General features: G+C 67.8%; 16 protein-coding genes and 1 pseudogene. 9 read left to right on the plus strand and 8 right to left on the minus strand.

Annotated features, from left to right (window positions below):
* Positions 1-50: 50 nt before the first annotated feature.
* A complete protein-coding gene (locus K5K93_RS19170) occupies positions 51-878 on the minus strand; it encodes an inositol monophosphatase family protein (protein WP_025876387.1) in 828 nt (275 codons plus the stop codon).
* A gap of 120 nt (positions 879-998) precedes the next feature.
* Between K5K93_RS19170 and K5K93_RS19175 the strand changes: the two genes are divergently transcribed.
* From K5K93_RS19175 to K5K93_RS19180, 3 genes and pseudogenes are all read left to right on the plus strand, one after another.
* Positions 999-1,769, plus strand: a complete 771-nt coding sequence (locus K5K93_RS19175; protein WP_140227428.1) for an RNA methyltransferase — start codon at positions 999-1,001, stop codon at positions 1,767-1,769.
* A gap of 320 nt (positions 1,770-2,089) precedes the next feature.
* A pseudogene (locus tag K5K93_RS20345) lies at positions 2,090-2,185 on the plus strand (metal-binding protein); the annotation flags it as partial.
* Positions 2,182-4,308 (plus strand): EAL domain-containing protein, encoded by a 2,127-nt coding sequence (locus tag K5K93_RS19180; protein WP_222388724.1) that lies wholly within the window; start codon positions 2,182-2,184, stop codon positions 4,306-4,308. The pseudogene K5K93_RS20345 and the gene K5K93_RS19180, both read left to right, overlap by 4 nt.
* Before the next feature lie 4 nt (positions 4,309-4,312).
* Here the strand turns inward: K5K93_RS19180 and epmB are convergent, their stop codons facing one another.
* Complete coding sequence (gene epmB, locus K5K93_RS19185; protein WP_222388726.1) at positions 4,313-5,353, minus strand: EF-P beta-lysylation protein EpmB; 1,041 nt, start codon at positions 5,351-5,353, stop codon at positions 4,313-4,315.
* Positions 5,354-5,450: 97 nt separating this feature from the next.
* Between epmB and efp the strand changes: the two genes are divergently transcribed.
* The 5 genes from efp (at position 5,451) to K5K93_RS19210 (ending at position 9,730) form a co-directional block, all read left to right on the plus strand.
* Positions 5,451-6,017, plus strand: a complete 567-nt coding sequence (efp, locus tag K5K93_RS19190) for an elongation factor P (protein ID WP_222388728.1) — start codon at positions 5,451-5,453, stop codon at positions 6,015-6,017.
* 218 nt (positions 6,018-6,235) lie between these two features.
* The gene (locus K5K93_RS19195) at positions 6,236-7,579 is read left to right on the plus strand and encodes a TRZ/ATZ family hydrolase (protein WP_025876398.1); all 1,344 of its coding nucleotides are present in this window, start codon (positions 6,236-6,238) and stop codon (positions 7,577-7,579) included.
* A gap of 26 nt (positions 7,580-7,605) precedes the next feature.
* On the plus strand, positions 7,606-8,322 hold the full coding sequence (gene ubiG, locus K5K93_RS19200; protein WP_222388730.1) for a bifunctional 2-polyprenyl-6-hydroxyphenol methylase/3-demethylubiquinol 3-O-methyltransferase UbiG: 717 nt from the start codon (positions 7,606-7,608) through the stop codon (positions 8,320-8,322).
* Positions 8,319-9,014 (plus strand): phosphoglycolate phosphatase, encoded by a 696-nt coding sequence (locus K5K93_RS19205; protein WP_222388733.1) that lies wholly within the window; start codon positions 8,319-8,321, stop codon positions 9,012-9,014. Before ubiG ends, K5K93_RS19205 begins: the two co-directional genes overlap by 4 nt.
* An 11-nt stretch (positions 9,015-9,025) precedes the next feature.
* Positions 9,026-9,730: a squalene/phytoene synthase family protein gene (locus tag K5K93_RS19210; RefSeq protein WP_222388736.1), complete on the plus strand. Its 705-nt coding sequence runs from the start codon at positions 9,026-9,028 to the stop codon at positions 9,728-9,730.
* Between the two features lie 145 nt (positions 9,731-9,875).
* Here the strand turns inward: K5K93_RS19210 and K5K93_RS19215 are convergent, their stop codons facing one another.
* From K5K93_RS19215 to yidD, 3 genes are read right to left on the minus strand one after another with little or no spacing between them, the layout of a single operon-like run.
* Entirely contained in the window at positions 9,876-10,724 is an 849-nt protein-coding gene (locus tag K5K93_RS19215; RefSeq protein ID WP_199776052.1) for a M23 family metallopeptidase, read from the minus strand.
* Positions 10,724-12,070, minus strand: coding sequence for a dihydroorotase (locus K5K93_RS19220; RefSeq protein WP_093820491.1), 1,347 nt, complete (start codon positions 12,068-12,070; stop codon positions 10,724-10,726). The genes K5K93_RS19215 and K5K93_RS19220 overlap by 1 nt, the downstream gene beginning before the upstream one ends.
* A gap of 1 nt (position 12,071) precedes the next feature.
* On the minus strand, positions 12,072-12,326 hold the full coding sequence (gene yidD / locus K5K93_RS19225; protein ID WP_080148401.1) for a membrane protein insertion efficiency factor YidD: 255 nt from the start codon (positions 12,324-12,326) through the stop codon (positions 12,072-12,074).
* Between the two features lie 273 nt (positions 12,327-12,599).
* Between yidD and dksA the strand changes: the two genes are divergently transcribed.
* The gene (gene dksA, locus K5K93_RS19230; protein ID WP_177177073.1) at positions 12,600-13,820 is read left to right on the plus strand and encodes an RNA polymerase-binding protein DksA; all 1,221 of its coding nucleotides are present in this window, start codon (positions 12,600-12,602) and stop codon (positions 13,818-13,820) included.
* A gap of 503 nt (positions 13,821-14,323) precedes the next feature.
* Here dksA and K5K93_RS19235 read toward each other — a convergent pair.
* Genes K5K93_RS19235 through cysS form a run of 3 tightly spaced genes read right to left on the minus strand, consistent with a single transcriptional unit; the run spans position 14,324 to position 17,451 of the window.
* Complete coding sequence (locus K5K93_RS19235; protein ID WP_222388739.1) at positions 14,324-15,571, minus strand: MFS transporter; 1,248 nt, start codon at positions 15,569-15,571, stop codon at positions 14,324-14,326.
* Positions 15,568-16,020, minus strand: a complete 453-nt coding sequence (locus K5K93_RS19240; RefSeq protein ID WP_222388744.1) for a SufE family protein — start codon at positions 16,018-16,020, stop codon at positions 15,568-15,570. Before K5K93_RS19240 ends, K5K93_RS19235 begins: the two co-directional genes overlap by 4 nt.
* A gap of 54 nt (positions 16,021-16,074) precedes the next feature.
* Positions 16,075-17,451 carry a cysteine--tRNA ligase gene (gene cysS / locus K5K93_RS19245; protein WP_025876418.1) on the minus strand — a complete coding sequence of 459 codons (1,377 nt, stop codon included), beginning with the start codon at positions 17,449-17,451 and terminating at the stop codon, positions 16,075-16,077.
* Positions 17,452-17,512: the final 61 nt, after the last annotated feature.

The following is a 17,512-nucleotide window of genomic DNA, read 5'->3' on the forward strand; positions in this document are numbered from 1 at the left end:
AACGGCACCTTCGCAGGTGCCGTCTCCATGAACCGCTTTTACGCCCGAAATCAGAACTTCGCGTCGAACTCGGCAGCGTAACCGGTGTTGACCAGCACCTTCTGCAGCGACTCGGCCACCTTCAGGTTGCCGGCCACGATCTGCTGGGTGTCCGGGCCACGGTTGTCCATGCGGGCCGGGGTCGCGCCCTTGAAGTCGCAAACCTTGCCGCCGGCTTCGCGCACCAGCAGCACGCCGGCCGCGATATCCCAGGCCTTCACGCCGGCTTCGAAGTAGGCATCGGCACGGCCACAGGCCACGTAGGCCAGATCCAGCGCGGCCGAACCCGAGCGGCGGATGTCCTCGGCGTGCACCAGCAGGGCGTCCAGCGACTTCAGTTGCGCGCTGGCGCGGGCACGCTCGCGCGGGGCGAAACCGGTGTGGATCATGGTGCCTTCCAGATCCTTGCGGTCGGCCACGCGGATGCGGCGGTCGTTGAGCACGGCGCCGGCACCACGGCTGGCGGTGAACAGTTCATTGCGCAGCGGGTCAAAGATCACCGCGTCGGTCGGCTCGCCGTTCTCGACCAGGGCGATCGACACGCAGTAGTGCGGCACGCCGCGCAGGTAGTTGCTGGTGCCGTCCAGCGGGTCGATGACCCACATGTGGCGACGCTCGCTCTGCACGCCACCTTCTTCACCGAAGATGCCGTACTCGGGGTAGGCGCGCTTGAGTTCCTTGACGATCACCTTTTCCGCGTCCGCATCGACTTCGCTGGCGTAGTCCATGCGGCCCTTCTGGACTACATTCAGTGCCTCGAGCTTGTTGATGTTGCGCAAGAGGACGTTGCCGGCGAGGCGGGCGGCCTTGACCATGACGGTGACGGCGGGTTTCTGCATGGCATGGGCTCCCGGAAGGGCAGAAGAGAAGGGCTGGCGGGGGAAAAGAGCAGGTCCGGCGCAGTGGCCGGCCGCACAGTTTACCATTGGTCTTCGTCCAGCTCGACCCTTTCCCTGTTCATGTCCCAGTTTCCCGCTGCCACCCGCCTCCGATTCGTCCTGGTCGGTACCCAACACCCCGGCAACATGGGGGCCGCCGCCCGTGCCCTGAAGACCATGGGCCTGGCCCGCCTGGTCCTGGTGGCGCCGGAGAAGCCGCTTGATGAAGAGGCCTTCCGGCGCTCGGCCGGCGCCGAGGACGTGCTCGGCGACGCGCCGGTGGTGGCCACCCTGGCCGAAGCCGTGGCCGACTGCCGGTTCGTGCTGGGGTGCACCGCGCGTGCGCGCCGGGTCCAGCTGGAGGAGTTCCTGCCGGCAGATGCCGCAACCCGCGCAGTGGCCAAGGCCAGCGAGGGCGCCGAGGTGGCGCTGGTGTTCGGCCGTGAGCGCACCGGCCTGACCAACGAGGAGCTGCAGCTGTGCCATGCCGCCGTGCATATTCCGTCCGACCCGGAGTTCAGCTCGCTCAACCTGGCCGCCGCAGTGCAGGTGCTGGCCTATGAAGTGCGCATGCAGCTGCTTGGCGCGCAGCCGGTGGCCGCCACTGAGCCGGACAGCCGCGAACAGACCGCCAGCCATGATCAGCTGGAGAGCTTCTTCGCGCAGTTGGGCGACACCCTGGACGAGATCGATTTCCACAAGGGACGCGCGCCGGAGTCGGCGATGCGCAAACTGCGTCGCCTGTTCCTGCGTAGCGAGCCCAGCGAGCAGGAAGTGCGCCTGCTGCGCGGCATCCTGGCCGATACCCAGCGCATGGCGCGCTTGGCGCAGAAGAACGGCAAGGACAGCTGACGACGTTCTCATTTTTTCGGGTAGTCTGTCCGGATACCCCGGGGGATGATGCTTGTGTCGGGTCTGCGTAGGGCAATGCAGGGGGAACTGCTGCGCCTGGCCTTGGCCCTGCTGGCCGGGACGGCGCATGCTGCGCCCGGTTCACAGAAGGGGCGTTGGGCAGCGATGAGGGGCAACTCGCGATGACGCAGGATCATGCGCTTGGCAGTGTGGACCGGCCGGGTGCCGGACCGGCGCCGGGGGTATCAGGCCGGGTGTCCGCCGGGTTGCCGCGTGTCGCCTGTCTTCGGCGGGTGCAGCGTGCGTTGCAGGGGTTGTTGGGGGCTTCCGGTTTCCGCCGCGTCGATGCGCATGCGCAGCCGTGGCGGGATGATTTGAAACAAGGGTCGACGCGCGTGCGGATGGAAGTGGAATGAAGTTGCTCGGCTCGGGGATGCAGGCCCGGTTCCTGCTTGCGATGGGCGGGGCGATGCTGGTGGTGGTGGCAATCCTGGCCGTGCTGCTGGGGCGGCAGGCTGCGATGCAGGGCGAGGTGAGGTCGCTCAGCAACGGCGTCATCCACGAACTGTTCGACCGCAGCGTGCGCAGCCGTGGCGAGGCCATGGTGCGCGAGCTGTCCGATGCGCTTGCCGCTCCGCTCCACAACAACGACCTGGACCAGGTCGGGGCGCTGGTGCGCAGCATTTCGCGGCAGCCGGTGGTGCGCTACGTACTGGTGTTCGACGACCGCGGGCGGTTGGTCCACGACGGCTCGGCCACGGTTCCCGGATCCGGGCGGCCGATGACCGATCCGCTGGCGTCCGGGGCGGTTGCCGCACAATCACTGGTGGTGCAGCAGTCGCCCACGGTGCTCGACAACGCGATGCCGATCAGGATGGGTAATCAGCGCATCGGCGGTGTCCGCGTCGGCATGGCACTGGATGAAGTCCTGCAGCGTGAGCAGGCGGCCAACGCGACCCTCGGTGAGCGGCTGCAGCAGATGGGAAGCCGGCATCTGGGCTGGCTGCTGCTGATGCTTGGCCTGCTGGTGGTGATTGGCGTGGTGGTGATCCTCTACGTACAGCGCACGCTGGTGGCGCCGATCCGCGAGCTGGCCGCAGCCGCCCGGCGCATCGAAGCGGGCGACTACCAGGCGCCGCTGCGCGAAAACACCCGCGATGACGAGGTCGGGGAACTGGTGCGCGGCTTTGCCCGCATGCGTGATGCGATCGCCCGCCACGACCGCGAAGTGCGGCGCATGGCCTATACCGACGCGCTGACCGGGCTCACCAACCGCCTGGCGTTCCGCGAGGCGCTGGACCATCGATTGATGGCCGCACGTGCGTCCAATCACCGGTTGGGTCTGCTGTTTGCCGATATCGATGATTTCAAGCGGGTCAATGACACGCTGGGCCATGAGGCCGGCGACGAGGCGTTGCTGCAGTTCGCCCAGCGCATCGGCCGCGCAGTGACCGAGGCCGGCGGCGACGACGCCGTGCTGGCGCGGTTCGGCGGCGACGAATTCGTGATCCTGATCGGTGATGGTGATGTTGCTGCCAATGCGCGGTTGCTGGCCGAAGTGCTGGTGCGCGAGCTGAGCAAGCCGCTGGTGGTGCAGGGCAGGGAGCTGTTCCTGGGTACCTCGATCGGCGTGACCCTGTTCCCCGACGATGCCGCGGACGCGACGACGCTGCTGAAGAACGGCGACATCGCGATGTACCAGGCAAAGATGGCCGGCAAGAACTGCTATCGCTATTACAGCCGGGCCATGGATCACGCGGTCGAGCGCCGCGTGCACATGGAGCAGGAACTGCGCGGTGCCTGGGAGCGGGGCGAGCTGCGGCTGGCCTACCAGCCGATCTTCCGCATGCGTGACCGCCGCATGGTCGGCGTGGAAGTGCTGCTGCGCTGGCAGCACCCGACGCTGGGCACGATTCCGCCATCGGTGTTCATCGAGGTGGCCGAGCAGAGTGGCCTGATCGAGGTCATCGGCCCGAAGGTGCTGCGTGCCGCCTGCATGGAGGCGGTGCAGTGGCCGCGGGGCGTGGCCGGTGACGAGTTGTTCGTCTCGGTCAATGTGTCGCCGCGGCAGCTGCGCGGCGGTGAGTTGCCGGCGTTGGTTGCGCAGTGCCTGCAGGAGTCGGGCCTGCCGGCCTCGCGCCTGCACCTGGAGCTGACCGAGACGGCGGTGATTGGCGATGAGATGCTGGCCGCGCAGCTGCTGGACCGCCTGCACCGGGCCGGGGTGAAGGTGTGGCTGGATGACTTCGGTACCGGTTTCTCCGGTCTGAGCCACCTGCGGCAGGTGCCGGTGGACGGGGTCAAGATCGACAAGAGTTTCGTCGCCGACATGCAGCGCGACCCGGACGACCTGGCCCTGACCACGGCGATCATCGCCATGGCCCACGCACTGGGCATCACGGTGGTGGCCGAGGGTATCGAACAGGAGGCACAGTTCGAGCTGCTGGCCCAGCGTGGCTGCGACCTGGGCCAGGGCTACCGGCTGAGCCACCCGGTCACCGCCACCGAAGTGGTGCGGATGATCGAATCGGGCGCGTGAGGCGCTACAGCGGGCGCTTGCTCGGGTCGCCGGGAAGTTCGCGGACCAGCTTGGGGACCAGGTAGCCGGACAGCCGGGCAGTGAGGCCGGCAATCAGGGCCTTGGCCTGGAAGTCGTCCACTTCGAAGTGGGCCACGCCCTCGACGCGGTCCAACTGGTGCAGGTAATACGGCAGCACGCCGGCGGCGAAGCTGCGTTCGCTCAGGTCCTGCAGTGCCTGCACGCTGTCGTTGACCCCGCGCAGCAGCACCGCCTGGTTCAGCAGCTGGGCGCCGATGCCACGCAGGCGGGCCATCGCGGTATCGACGCTGGCGTCGAATTCGTTGGCGTGGTTGGCGTGGACCACGATCGCCAGTGGCCACGGCAGGCTGCCCAGCCAGGCCAGCAGTTCCTCGTCCACGCGCTCGGGCAGTACGATCGGCAGGCGCGTGTGGATGCGCAACCGGCGGATGTGCGGGATCTGGCGCAGCGCATCGGTCAGCTCGGCCAGCTTGTGCGTGGCCAGCGACAGCGGGTCGCCGCCGGACAGGATCACCTCATCGATGTCCGGGTCTGCGGCGATGGCCTCCACGGCCTCCTGCCAGCCCCCCTTGGCGGCGTTCTCGGCGCCATAGTCGAAATGCCGGCGGAAGCAGTAGCGGCAGTTGATCGCACAGCTGCCGGTGGCCACCAGCAGGGCCCGGCCACGGTATTTCTGGATGACCCCGGTAGCCTTCTTGGCCGCGCCGTCGCCCACCGCGTCAAAGCTGAACCCGGGCGCCGGGCGCATCTCCGCGTCGATCGGCAATACCTGCCGCAGCAGCGGATCGTGGGCATCGCCACGGCGCATGCGGGCGACGAAACCCTCCGGCACGCGCAGCGCGAACTGGGCGATGGCCGCCTCCGATACGCCCAGTGCCGCGGCATCCAGATCCAGCCGGGCCAGCAGCGCCTGCGGGTCGCGCAGGGCCTGGCGCCAGAGCTGTTGCCAGCGCGCGGGCGCGCCTGGCGACTGGGTCCGGGGGAAGGCGGAAAGCTGCATGGAGAGGGGGCCTGCGGTTATCATGGACACATAAACAGTTGCCCGCCGGGGTTCCGGTGGGCTTTCCATTCTATCCGGCTCGCCGCACGCGCGGCGGTTTCGCCATTTGAGGAGCTTGAGCATGGCCACTGCGGGCATGAACGATGTCAAGAACGGGATGAAGATCCTGGTCAACAATGAACCGGCCGTCATCTCCGAGACCGAGTTCATCAAGCCGGGCAAGGGCCAGGCCTTCACCCGCGTGCGCTATCGCTTCATCAAGTCGGGCCGCACGGTCGAAATGACCATGAAGGCGACCGACGACGTGGAAGTGGCCGATGTGGTCGATACCAACATGGACTACATGTACAGCGACGGCGAGTACTGGCATTTCATGGACCCGGAGACCTTCGAGCAGGTGCAGGCCGACAAGGCCGGCATGGGCGGCGCCGAGAAGTGGCTGAAGGGCGAGGAGTCCTGCATCGTGACCCTGTTCAATGGTGCGCCGATCTTCGTGCAGCCGCCGAATTTCGTTGAACTGAAGATCACCGAGACCGATCCGGGCGTCCGCGGTGACACCTCCGGCGGCGGCGGCAAGCCGGCCACCCTGGAAACCGGCGCCGTGGTGCGCGTGCCGCTGTTCGTCAACCAGGATGAAATCATCAAGGTCGACACCCGTTCGGGCGAGTACTCCTCGCGCGTCAAGTAATCCGGGTAGGCGCCGGCGCATTCGCGCTGGCGCTCCCACGATCCGCCATGGCGGATCGTGGGCCCCCACTCACCAGCATCCACACCCCGCCGCTTCGCGGCCGCCCCTGACTCAGGGGCTTGCCTTCCAGAAGCCCAGCGGTAGCCGTTTGACCGGTGATCAGTCGCCAGGTCCGAGCCAAGGCTACGTACGGTCCTTCCCCCAGCCAGTGAGCCCGCATGAGCGATAGCCCGCACCTCCCCGAAGCCTGCGACCTGCTCATCGAAGCCGGTTATGTCGTTCCGATCGAGCCGCATGCGGTGGTGCTGGAAGACCATGCCGTGGCCATCCGTGGCAGCGAGATCGTGGCCATCCTGCCGCGGGCCGAAGCGCGTGCGCGGTTCCGCGCCACCCAGGTTGTCAGCCGCCCAGAGGCGGCGCTGATGCCGGGCCTGGTCAACGCACATACGCACAACCCGATGACCCTGCTGCGCGGCGTTGCCGACGACCTGCCGCTGATGACCTGGCTGCAGCAGCACATCTGGCCGGTGGAAGCGGCGGTGATTGGTCCCGAATTCGTGGCCGACGGCACCACCCTTGCCATCGCCGAGATGCTGCGTGGCGGCACCACCTGCGCCAACGAGAATTATTTCTTCGGTGACGTGCAGGCCGCCGTCTACAAGAAGCACGGTTTCCGCGCGCTGGTCGGCGCGGTCATCATCGATTTCCCCACCGCCTGGGCCAAGACCGACGACGAGTACTTCGCCAAGGCCGGTGAACTGCATGACCAGTGGCGCACCGACCCGCTGATCGGCACCGCGTTCGCGCCGCATGCGCCGTACACGGTCAACGATGCCAATTTCGAGCGGGTGCGGATGCTGTCCGACCAGCTGGACATGCAGGTGCATCTGCATACCCATGAAACCGCGCAGGAAATCACCGATTCGATCAAGCTGCACGGCCAGCGTCCGCTGGCGCGGCTGGATCGCCTCGGCCTGGTCAACGACCGCCTGATCGCGGTGCACATGACCCAGCTGACCGAGGCCGAGATCCACCTGTGCGCCGAGCGCGGCGTCAGCGTGGTGCATTGCCCGGAATCGAACCTGAAGCTGGCCTCTGGTTTCTGCCCGGCCTGCGCCCTGCAGCGCGCCGGCGTGAACCTGGCCATTGGTACCGACGGCTGCGCCAGCAACAACGACCTGGACATGTTCAGCGAGAACCGCACGGCGGCGATCCTGGCCAAGGCAGTGGCCGATGATGCCACCGCGCTGGACGCGGCGACCACGTTGCGCGCCTCCACCCTGGGCGGCGCCCGCGCCCTGGGCTTCGGCGAGCGCATCGGCTCGATCGAGGTCGGCAAGCAGGCCGACCTGGTATGCGTTGATCTGTCCGCGCTGGAGACCCAGCCGCTGCACAATGTGCTGTCGCAGCTGGTGTACGCCACCGGCCGGCAGCAGGTCAGCGACGTCTGGATCGCCGGCAAGCCCAAGCTGGTTCAGCGCGAGCTGGTCGGCATGGACCTGCCGGGCATCATCGCCAACGCGCGCCAGTGGCGCGAGCGCATCCGTCACATCCGCGCCTGAGTGCAGGCGCCGCAAGGACAACCGTCATGACTGCCCCCCACGCTTCTTCCAATTTCGATCAGGCCGAACTGGACAAGTTCGCCGCGCTGGCCAACCGCTGGTGGGATGCCGATGGCCCGCAGAAGCCGCTGCACGCACTGAATCCGGTGCGCCTGCAGTACGTTGCCGACCGCGCGCCGCTGCGTGGCGCACGCGTGCTCGACATCGGCTGCGGTGGCGGGCTGCTGAGTGAAGCGCTGGCCCAGGCCGGTGCCGAAGTGACCGCCATCGACCTCGCACCGGAGCTGGTCAAGGTTGCGCGCCTGCATGCCCTGGAGAGCGGCGTCAGCGTCGACTACCGGGTGCAGGCCGCCGAGGACCTGGCTGCCGCACAACCGGGCAGCTTCGATGTGGTGACCTGCATGGAAATGCTCGAGCACGTGCCCGATCCGGGCGCGATCATCGAGGCCTGCAAGCGCCTGCTGAAGCCGGGTGGCCATCTGTTCCTGTCCACCATCAACCGCACCGCAGCCGCATTCTCCGTGGCCATCGTCGGTGCCGAGTACGTGGCACGGCTGCTGCCCAAGGGCACCCACCACTACCAGGAATTCATCAGGCCGGCCGAGCTGGCGCGCTGGCTGCGCGAGGCCGACCTGCAGCTGGCCGATGTCAGCGGCATGGCCTATGAGCCGTGGCGCAACCGCGCCCGCCTGAGCAGCCGCACCGACATCAACTACCTGGCCCACGCGGTCAAGGCGCCATGACCGCTGCCGTGTTCCCGCGTGCGGTGCTGTTCGACCTGGACGGTACGCTGCTGGACAGCGCTCCGGATTTCGTCGCCACCCTTGATGCGATGCTGGCCGAGCGCGGTCGCGCGCCGATCGATCCGGCGCAGTTGCGGCCGGTGGTGTCCAAGGGCTCACGGGCGATGGTGTCGGCCGCGTTTCCTGAGCTGGAAGCAGCCGAGCGGGATGCATTGATTCCCGAGTTCCTGCAGCGCTACGAAGCCGCAATCGGCCAGCACGCCGTGCTGTTCGAAGGCGTCGCCGGCATGCTCGGTGCGCTGGACGAAGCCGGCACCGTGTGGGGGATCGTCACCAACAAGCCCGAATACCTGGCGCGGCTGATCGTGCCGCAGTACGACTGGCAGCAGCGCTGCGCCGTGCTGGTCGGCGGTGACACCCTGGCCGAGCGCAAGCCGCATCCGTTGCCGCTGCTGCACGCCGCGCAGCTGATCGGCATCGCAGCGGAGGACTGCGTATATGTCGGCGACGATGAGCGCGACATCATCGCCGCGCGTGCCGCCGGCATGCCGTCGGTAGCGGCGCTGTGGGGCTACCGGCTGCACAGCGACGACCCCTTGGCCTGGCAGGCGGACGTGCTGGTCGAGAATGCCGAACTTCTGCAACTGGCCAGTCTCTGGCCGACCCGGCCGGCAGCCCCGGCCCAGCCGTAAGGAATTACGTAGTGAGCAGTACCGCGCTGGACAGTTTCCTCGACAAGTGGCGCAGCCGTTGGCCGGAATGGTCGGTGGCCGAGCCGTTCGTGGCCGAACCACAGCGCCGTGTCGCGCTGGCATGGTTCGCGCTGCTGCAGGAATTCGACGACATGCTCAACACCGCTGGCGATCCGCTGCCGGCGGACGCCAAGCTGGCATGGTGGGGAGAGGAACTGCGCAGCTGGGCCGCGCAGCGTTCGCGGCATCCGCTGGGACGCGTGCTGGAACCGGTGCGGGCACCGTGGGTGCAGCTGGCCGAGGCGCTGCCGGATCTGGTCGAGGCGCGCACCGTAGCGCTGGACGCTGCCGGTGCCGAACGCGCACTGGGCAACTATGCTGACGCGGTGGCTGCGGTCGAGGCCGTGGTGTTTGCCGACAAGCCGCGCAAGGGGGCTGGCCATGCCGTGCTGCTGCAGACACTGGCGCAGCGCCTGCAGGACGCTGGCGTGGCCGGGGTTCCGCGCAGCCTGCTGGACGAAGATGCCGGCAACGCGGCACAGCGTTGGGCGCAGCAGTTGCTGAAAGGGTGGGGCACCCGCGTGCCCGGTCCACGCGCACGCCGGGTGTGGTCGAGCCTGGCGCGTGCACGTCTGGCGGCGCAGGCCGCCGGCAAACCGATTGAAGCCACGCCCGTGCGCACGTTGCTGCGCGTGTGGTGGGCCGCGCGCGGCTGAACCCTCGGCCGCTGCGCTCGCCGGGCACGACCCGGCGCTACCGTGCATGGTGATTCGGCCGCTGCGCTCGCCGGGCATGGCCCGGCGCTACCGTGCATGGTGATCGGGTAGCGCCGGGCCATGCCCGGCGGGGAGCCTGCGTGCGTTATTTCCGTTCCAGCACCAGCAGCGGATCGATGCGGGTGTCGAACCAGTTCATGCCCCAGTGCAGGTGCGGCCCGGTGGCACGGCCGGTGGCGCCGACGGCGGCGATCACCTGGCCCTGTTCGACGCGATCACCGACCTTCACGTCGATGCGCGACAGGTGCAGGAAGTTCGAACTGACGCCGAAGCCGTGGTCGAGCAGCAGCGTGCCACCGGTCAGGTACAGGTCCGGCCCAGCGAACGTCACCACACCGGCCGCCGGTGCCTTCACCGGGGTGCCGGTCGGCACTGCGATGTCCATGCCGGAGTGGCCGGCACCGGGCTGGCCGTTGTACACGCGGGCGTTGCCGAAGCGGCCGCTGATGCGGCCCTGCACCGGCCAGATGAAGGTCTGGGTGAAATCGGTGCGGTTGTCGTCGCGCGCACGCGCAGCGGTGACCTGCGCCTGTTCGCGCTTGATGCGCTCGGCGATGGCCGGCGGCGGATTGACCGTCTTCGGCGGTACGCCGTTCACCCGCTCGGTCGGCCAGTCGCGCGCGGTCACGGCGATGGCGGCCGTCTCGCTGCTGCCATCCGGTCGGCGGATCTGCACCTGCAGCGGGCCCTTCTCATCGCGACCGATGCCGAACACCACGCTGCCGTAGCTGCTCACGCGCAGGTCGCGGCCTGCATAGCGCACGCTGCTGCCGGCGGGAACCTTGCCGATCACCAGCGCGCCCTGCGACGCGCTGGCCGGAAACACCACGCGACTGTCGATCAGGTCGCCGATGCCGTCCTGTGCCTGGGCCGCGGGTGCGGAGAACAGGGGCGCTGCCAGCAGCAGCGCCGCGAACATGAGTGCCGGACGCATCAGCGGTCGTAGGTCATGCGCTGGCCGGCGGGCTTGCCCACCAGCGTGCTGCCGTCCCAGACCAGCTGGCCGTTGACCCAGGTCGAGGCCACGCGCGAACGGAACGTGGTGCCCTCGAACGGCGACCAGCCGCACTTGGACAGCACGTCCTCGCGCTTGACCGTGAACGGCACGTCTTCCACCAGCACCAGGTCGGCAAAGTAACCTTCGCGCAGGAAGCCTCGCTCTTCCACATCGAACAGCTGGGCGGGAGCATGGGCGAATTTCTGCACGACCTGCTCGCGGGTCAGCTTGCCTTCGTGCACGCGTTCCAGTGCGGCGACCAGCGCGTACTGCACCAGCGGCAGGCCGGACGGCGCCTGCGCATAGGGCTTCTGCTTCTCTTCCCAGGTATGCGGGGCGTGGTCGGTGGCCAGCACGTCCAGCACGTCGTCAGCCAACGCGGCGGTGATCGCCTCGCGATCGGCCACGTCCTTGATCGCCGGATTGCACTTGATCAGGTTGCCCTTGGTGGCGTAGTCCGGGCGGGCGAAGTGCAGGAAGTGCACGCAGGTCTCGGCGGTGATCTGCTTGCGGCTGCCGTCAGCGCGGATCAGCGGGCCCTTCTCGAACAGGGCCAGTTCGTCGGCGGTGGAGATGTGCAGCACGTGCAGGCGGGTGCCATGCTTGCGCGCCAGCGACATGGCCAGCCGCGTCGACTTGATGCAGGCTTCGCGTGAACGGATGTCCGGGTGCATCTCCGGGGTGAGGGCTTCGCCGTACTTCTCCTGGAACGCTTTCAGGTTGGCATCGATCATCGGCGTGTCTTCGCAGTGCGTGATGATCGGGGTGGGGCACTCGCGGAAGATCGCGTCCAGGGTTTCGGGGTTGTCGACCAGCATGTTGCCGGTGGACGCGCCCATGAATACCTTCACGCCCGGTGCCTTCTTCGGATCGAGCGCGCGGATGGCGTCGAGGTTGTCGTTGCTGGCACCGTGGTAGAAACCGTAGTTGGCCCAGGCACGACCGCGCGCCAGCTCGTACTTGGCTTCCAGGATGGTCGAATCCAGGGTCGGCGGGTTGGTGTTGGGCATGTCCATGAAGCTGGTCAGGCCACCGGCCACGGCCGCGGCCGATTCGCTGGCGATGTCACCCTTGTGGGTCAGGCCCGGCTCGCGGAAATGCACCTGGTCGTCGATCATCCCGGGCAGCAGCCAGCGCCCGGCCGCATCTACCACCTGTTCGCCATCACGCGGAGTCAAACCCTTGCCGATCTGCGCGATGCGGTCGTTCTCGATGCGCAGGTCGCCTTCGAAGGTGCGGCCTTCGTTGACCAGGCGGGCGTTGGTGATGAGCGTGGAGGACATGTCAGTGTTTTCCTGTGCAACGGCAAGAGGGGGCGTTGGGAGAGTCGGGCACTGGATCGAAGCCGCCGGGATGGAACGGATGGCAGCGGCCCAGCCGTCGCGCCGCCAGCCAGCTGCCGCGCAGCGGGCCGTGCCGGGAGATGGCGTCCATGGCGTATTCAGAGCAGCTCGGCACGAAACGACAGCGAGGCCCAAGCAGAGGGCTGATGAAGCGCTTGTAGAAGCGCAGCAGGGCGATGAGCAGGCGCGAGATCACGTAGTCATATTAAGCCAGTTGGCATGAAGGCCGCATTTGTGCAGGATGGGCCGTTGGTCGCATGTCGTAGATGGCCTGCGACCGCTAGCGGCACCCTTCCAGGTGCCGGACAGGTTCCGTACCGCGCAAGGCGGTCCGTGTTGGTCGGACCGCGCCTTGGCCCCGTTGACTCCTGGACTGAATGGAGCGGGCCCCCGAGGTTGCTGCTGCCGGTCGGGTAGGCTATAAAGGCCCGCTTTCCCGGGCCCCGGGGAATCCAAGGAAGAGCGTTTCGTGGCTGCTAAAAAAACTGCAAAGAAGGCCGTCAAGGCCGCCAAGAAAACCGCCAAGCCTGTTGTGAAGAAGTTGGCGGCCAAGCCCGTTGCCAAGAAGCCGGCCAGCAAGCCGGCGACCAAGGCAGCATCCTCACAGCCGGCGGCCAGGAAGGCCACCGCAAAGAAAACGCCGGTGAAATCCGGCAAGCCGGCAGCGGCGAAGAAACCCGCTGCGCCGGTCAAGGCCAAACCTGCCGCTGCCAGCAAGAAGGCGCCGGCGGTGAAGAAGGTTGCCAGCAAGGCTGCGCCGGTGAAGAAGGCCGCTGCCAAGCCGGCACCGAAGAAGGCAGCAGCCAAGCCAGCGCCGAAGGCGGCGGTGAAGAAGGTTGCCGCCCCGCCCGCTGCCAAGCCGGCAGCAAAGAAGGTGGCGGCTGCCAAGCCGGCACCGGCCAAGAAGACTGCCAAGAATGTTGCCGCGCCGGCCGCCAAGCCGACACCGGCCCCTGTAGTGAAGTCCGCACCGAAGCCAGCTGCCAAGCCGGCCCCGGCCAAGTCTGTCCCGGCCAAGACCGCGGCAGCGGCGGCAGCCAAACCGGCCCCCAAGCCGGCCCCGGCCGCCGCTTCTGCAGCATCGACCGCCCCGCAATCCAAGAATCCCGTGCCCGTTTCGAAATCGCCTGCCAAAACCGCCGTGAAATCCGATTCCGCTCCGAAGACCGTGACCCGCCCCGTGGGCAAGGTCGCCGTGGCCGTTGCCGCCCGCTCGACGGCACCTGCGCCGCGCAGCAAGTACAAGGTCGTCGAATACAAGACCGACGAGGCCACTGGCCGCCCGATCCTGCCGGCAGGCTACAAGCCGGCCTCGGACGAGGAGTACATGAGCCCGCTGCAGCAGGAGTACTTCCGTCAGCGCCTGCAGAACTGGCGCGCCGACCTGGTGGAAGAGTCCAAGCAGACCATCGAGAACCTGCGTGAGGAAGTGCGTGACATCGGCGATGAAGCCGAGCGCGCGACCCGCGAAACCGAGAACTCGCTGGAGCTGCGCACCCGTGACCGTTACCGCAAGCTGATCGGCAAGATCGACAGCACCCTCAAGCGCCTGGAAGCAGGCGATTACGGGTACTGCGTGGACACCGGTGAAGAGATCGGCCTGGAGCGCCTTGAAGCGCGCTTGACCGCCGAGCGCACCATCGACGCCCAGGAGCGTTGGGAGCACCTGCAGAAGCAGCAGGGCGACTGATTCCGGTTCGTTGTGATGTCATGCAGAAAGCCCGGCTTCGGCCGGGTTTTTTGTTGGGTTCGCGATGGCTGCGTAGAGCGGCGCTTTGCGGGTATCGGGGTGAGCCTGCGGGTGGGGCCAGGCAGGACACGCTGCAAGTACATCCCTGTAAGCTCGGCCGCGGCATCCATGCCGCGGACGGTCCTGCCCGGCTTACCCGCAGGCTCTCGACGCCTCCCTGCGCGCGGTCGCTGGAGAGCCGAACCACGCTCGGCTCAGGCCGGAGCCGGGCAAGAGCAGCCAAGCATGGCTTGGCTCTACCAGCGGCGAAGAGGCGCCGCTGTTCTGTAGAGCCGACTGTTGGTCGGCTGGCTTTCCGCGCCGTCCCCTGATTCACCGGGGAGCGCAGGGCACCGGTGCGCAGCACCGACACGCGGATGGCGGCGCGTTTCCGCCGCGGTCGCCGAAAGCGCCCGCCGGGCATGGCCCGGCGCTACCGGCGCGTGTGCGCACGGAAATCCGCTCTATTGCAGATCGCGCAGATTCAATTTCCGCAGCGTCGGGTTCTTCCATGCAGTGACCCCGGCCACGCTCAGCACCGCGAATCCGCCCAGTACCACCGCCGGTACCAGCCCCAGCACCTTGGCCATGGTGCCGGCATAGAACGCGCCCAGTTCGTTGGACGAACTGATGAAGATGCCGTTGATCGACGATACCCGGCCGCGCATTTCTTCCGGCGTGGCCAGCTGCAGGATGGTGGAGCGGATCACCACCGACACGCCGTCGAAGGCGCCATAGAACAGCAGGATCAACGCCGACAGCCAGAAGTGCTGGGACAGACCGAAGCTGATCACGCACAGGCCGAAACCGGCGACCGCGAACAGCAGCACCCGACCGGCATTGCGGTGCAGGGGGTGGCGCGCCAACCACAGGCCCACGCACACCGAGCCCAGCGCCGGCATCGCGCGCAGGATGCCCAGGCCCTCCGGGCCATGGTGCAGGATCTCGTGCAGGAACGCCGGCAACATCGCCACCACGCCACCCAGCAGAACCGAGAACATGTCCAGCGCCATGGCGCCGACCATGATCCGGTTGCCGACCACGAAGCGCGCGCCTTCGGCAATGCTCTTGAAGATCGGGGCGGCTGGGCCGGCATGCACCGGCTCTTCCACCTTCAGCGTGGCCAGGCAGCCCATCGCCACCAGCGCGAAGGCCGTGGCCACCGCATAGGACAGGCCCTTGCCACCGAAGCCGACCAGTACGCCACCCAGTGCCGGGCCGGCGATCATGCCGGCCTGGAACACCACGGCGCCAAGGCCGGCGCCACGGGCGAAGTGCTCGCGAGCCAGGACCCGGGCGAACAACGCGTTGTAGATCGGCGACAGGAAGGCGCGGACCATGCCGGTCAGCGCGATGGCCGCGTAGATCGGCCATACGCCCTCAACCGGCAGCCAGCCCTTGGCCACGCTGGTCAGCACCAACGCGGTGGCGATCAGTCCGGTACAGGCAACCATGCCCAGCCGGCGGCGCGGCAGATGATCCACCAGGTAACCGGCGAACGGGGCCACGCAGAAGAACGGCAGCACCTCGGCCAGGCCGATCAGGCCCAGCGAGAACGGATTGCGGGTGACTTCGTAGATGTGCCAACCGACGGTGACCGCGACCACCTGGTAGGACAGCATCGCGAAGATGCGATACGCCAGCAGCCTGGCGAAACCGGGCCGGGACAGCAGGCCCAGCGCGGTGTCTTCGGCCGTGGCGGGCTCGCTCACGACGGATCGCGCTGCAACTGGGCCTGCGCGGTCTCGCGAATGAACGCCAGCATCGCCGCCACGCCGTTGCTGCGGGTCGGCGACAGGTGGCGGGCCAGGCCGATATCCTGGATATAGCTGGGCTCGGTGGCCAGGATCTCCTGCGCGGAGCGCCCGGAGTACACGCGCAGCGCCAGGAAGATCAGGCCGGAGACGATGGCCGAATCGCTGATGGCGTGGAAGCGCAGCGACTGCGCGTTGCCTTCCGGCACGATCCAGACCATCGACTGGCAGCCGAGCAGGCGGTGCTCTTCTGTCTTCCACGCGTCCGGAAAGGCGGGCAGCTTGCGGCCGAGGTCGATCAGGTACTGGTAGCGCTCGGACCAGTCGCCGAAGAAGCCGAATTCCTCGGCGATGGCCGTCTGTGCCTCGGCGGCCGTGGATTCAAGCGGGAACGGGGAGTCGATCACAACAGTCTCTACAGTAGGAGCGTGGCCGGCGGACCGGCCACGGGGCAGGGCAGGTCAGCCGCGCTTGCGCGACCAGCGCACGCCCTGCGGGGTGTCTTCCAGCACGATGCCTTCGGCGGCCAGCTGGTCGCGGATGGCGTCGGAACGGGCGAAATCACGCGCCTGCTTGGCCGCGGCGCGTTCATCGATCAAGCCCTGGATACGCGCATCGTCGTCGCTGTCGCCGGCGGCGTTGCCGAACCATTGCGCCGGATCGGCCTGCAGCAGGCCCAGCGCGAGGCCGGCGCCAAGCAGTTCACTCTTCAACCGTGCGCGTTCGCCAGGATCGGTGGCGCGGCGCGCTTCACCGGCGATACGGGCCACTTCGGCCAGCGCCTGCGGCGTATTGAGATCGTCATCCAATGCCGCTTCGATCTCTGCCGGGATCACTGCGGTGGCGGCAACGTCGGCCAGCTCGCGCAGGGTGCCGTACAGGCGGTCGAGGGTGCGGCCGGACTGTTCGATCAGCGCATCGGACCAGTCCAGCGGCTGCCGGTAGTGGGCCGACAGCAACGCCAGGCGCAGCGCCTCGGGGGCATGCCTGCGGACCAGGTCGTGGACGCGCTCGATGTTGCCGATCGACTTGCTCATCTTGGCGCCGCCGAAGTTGAGCATGCCGTTGTGCAGCCAGAAGCGCGCGAACACCTTGCCGCCGTGCGCGCACTCGCTCTGTGCGATCTCGTTTTCGTGGTGCGGGAACTGCAGGTCGACGCCGCCGGCATGGATGTCGATGGTCTCGCCCAGGTGAGCGGCGGCCATCGCCGAGCATTCGATGTGCCAGCCCGGGCGGCCGCGGCCCCAGGGCGATTCCCAGCCCGGCAGGTCGTCGCTGGACGGCTTCCACAGCACGAAGTCGCCGGGCGCGCGCTTGTACGGAGCGACCTCGACCCGGGCCCCGGCCAGCATCTCGTCCGGATCGCGGCGCGACAGCTTGCCGTAGCCCTCGAAACTGCCGACGGCGAACAGCACGTGGCCCTCGGCGGCGTAGGCGTGCCCGCTGCTGACCAGCTGCTCGATCATGGTGATGATCTGCGCCATGTGCGCGGTCACTTCCGGCTCGATGTCCGGCGGCACCACGCCCAGCGCGGCCATGTCTTCACGGTAGGCAGCAGCGAAACGGTCGGTGATGGTGCTGATCGGCACGCCCTGCTCGCGCGCGGCGGTGTTGATCTTGTCGTCCACGTCGGTGATGTTGCGGGCGTAGCGCAGGGCACCGAAGCGCCGTCGCAGCAGGTCGGCCAGCACCCCGAACACCACCGGCCCACGGGCGTTGCCGATGTGCACGTAGTTGTAGACCGTCGGGCCGCACACATACAGGGTCGGACAGGCCGGATCGAGCGGAGTGAACGGTTCGAGCTGGCGAGTCAGGTTGTTGTGCAGGCGCAGGGTCATGGGTCTGTGACTGGGGGACAAGCCTGTGATTTTAGAACGTGTCGGGGCCCTTTGGGGGGAC

This window comes from Stenotrophomonas sp. DR822, assembly GCF_019793815.1.
Taxonomy (GTDB): domain Bacteria; phylum Pseudomonadota; class Gammaproteobacteria; order Xanthomonadales; family Xanthomonadaceae; genus Stenotrophomonas; species Stenotrophomonas indicatrix.

Bases quoted from the DNA above. Each gene is read 5' to 3' on its own strand.
- K5K93_RS19175 (WP_140227428.1), top strand. From the start codon at position 999: ATGTCCCAGTTTCCCGCTGCCACCCGCCTCCGATTCGTCCTGGTCGGT.
- K5K93_RS19205 (WP_222388733.1), top strand. From the start codon at position 8,319: ATGACCGCTGCCGTGTTCCCGCGTGCGGTGCTGTTCGACCTGGACGGT.
- K5K93_RS19195 (WP_025876398.1), top strand. From the start codon at position 6,236: ATGAGCGATAGCCCGCACCTCCCCGAAGCCTGCGACCTGCTCATCGAA.
- efp (WP_222388728.1), top strand. From the start codon at position 5,451: ATGGCCACTGCGGGCATGAACGATGTCAAGAACGGGATGAAGATCCTG.
- K5K93_RS19215 (WP_199776052.1), bottom strand. From the start codon at position 10,724: ATGCGTCCGGCACTCATGTTCGCGGCGCTGCTGCTGGCAGCGCCCCTG.
- epmB (WP_222388726.1), bottom strand. From the start codon at position 5,353: ATGATAACCGCAGGCCCCCTCTCCATGCAGCTTTCCGCCTTCCCCCGG.
- K5K93_RS19220 (WP_093820491.1), bottom strand. From the start codon at position 12,070: ATGTCCTCCACGCTCATCACCAACGCCCGCCTGGTCAACGAAGGCCGC.
- cysS (WP_025876418.1), bottom strand. From the start codon at position 17,451: ATGACCCTGCGCCTGCACAACAACCTGACTCGCCAGCTCGAACCGTTC.
- ubiG (WP_222388730.1), top strand. From the start codon at position 7,606: ATGACTGCCCCCCACGCTTCTTCCAATTTCGATCAGGCCGAACTGGAC.
- K5K93_RS19170 (WP_025876387.1), bottom strand. From the start codon at position 878: ATGCAGAAACCCGCCGTCACCGTCATGGTCAAGGCCGCCCGCCTCGCC.
- K5K93_RS19180 (WP_222388724.1), top strand. From the start codon at position 2,182: ATGAAGTTGCTCGGCTCGGGGATGCAGGCCCGGTTCCTGCTTGCGATG.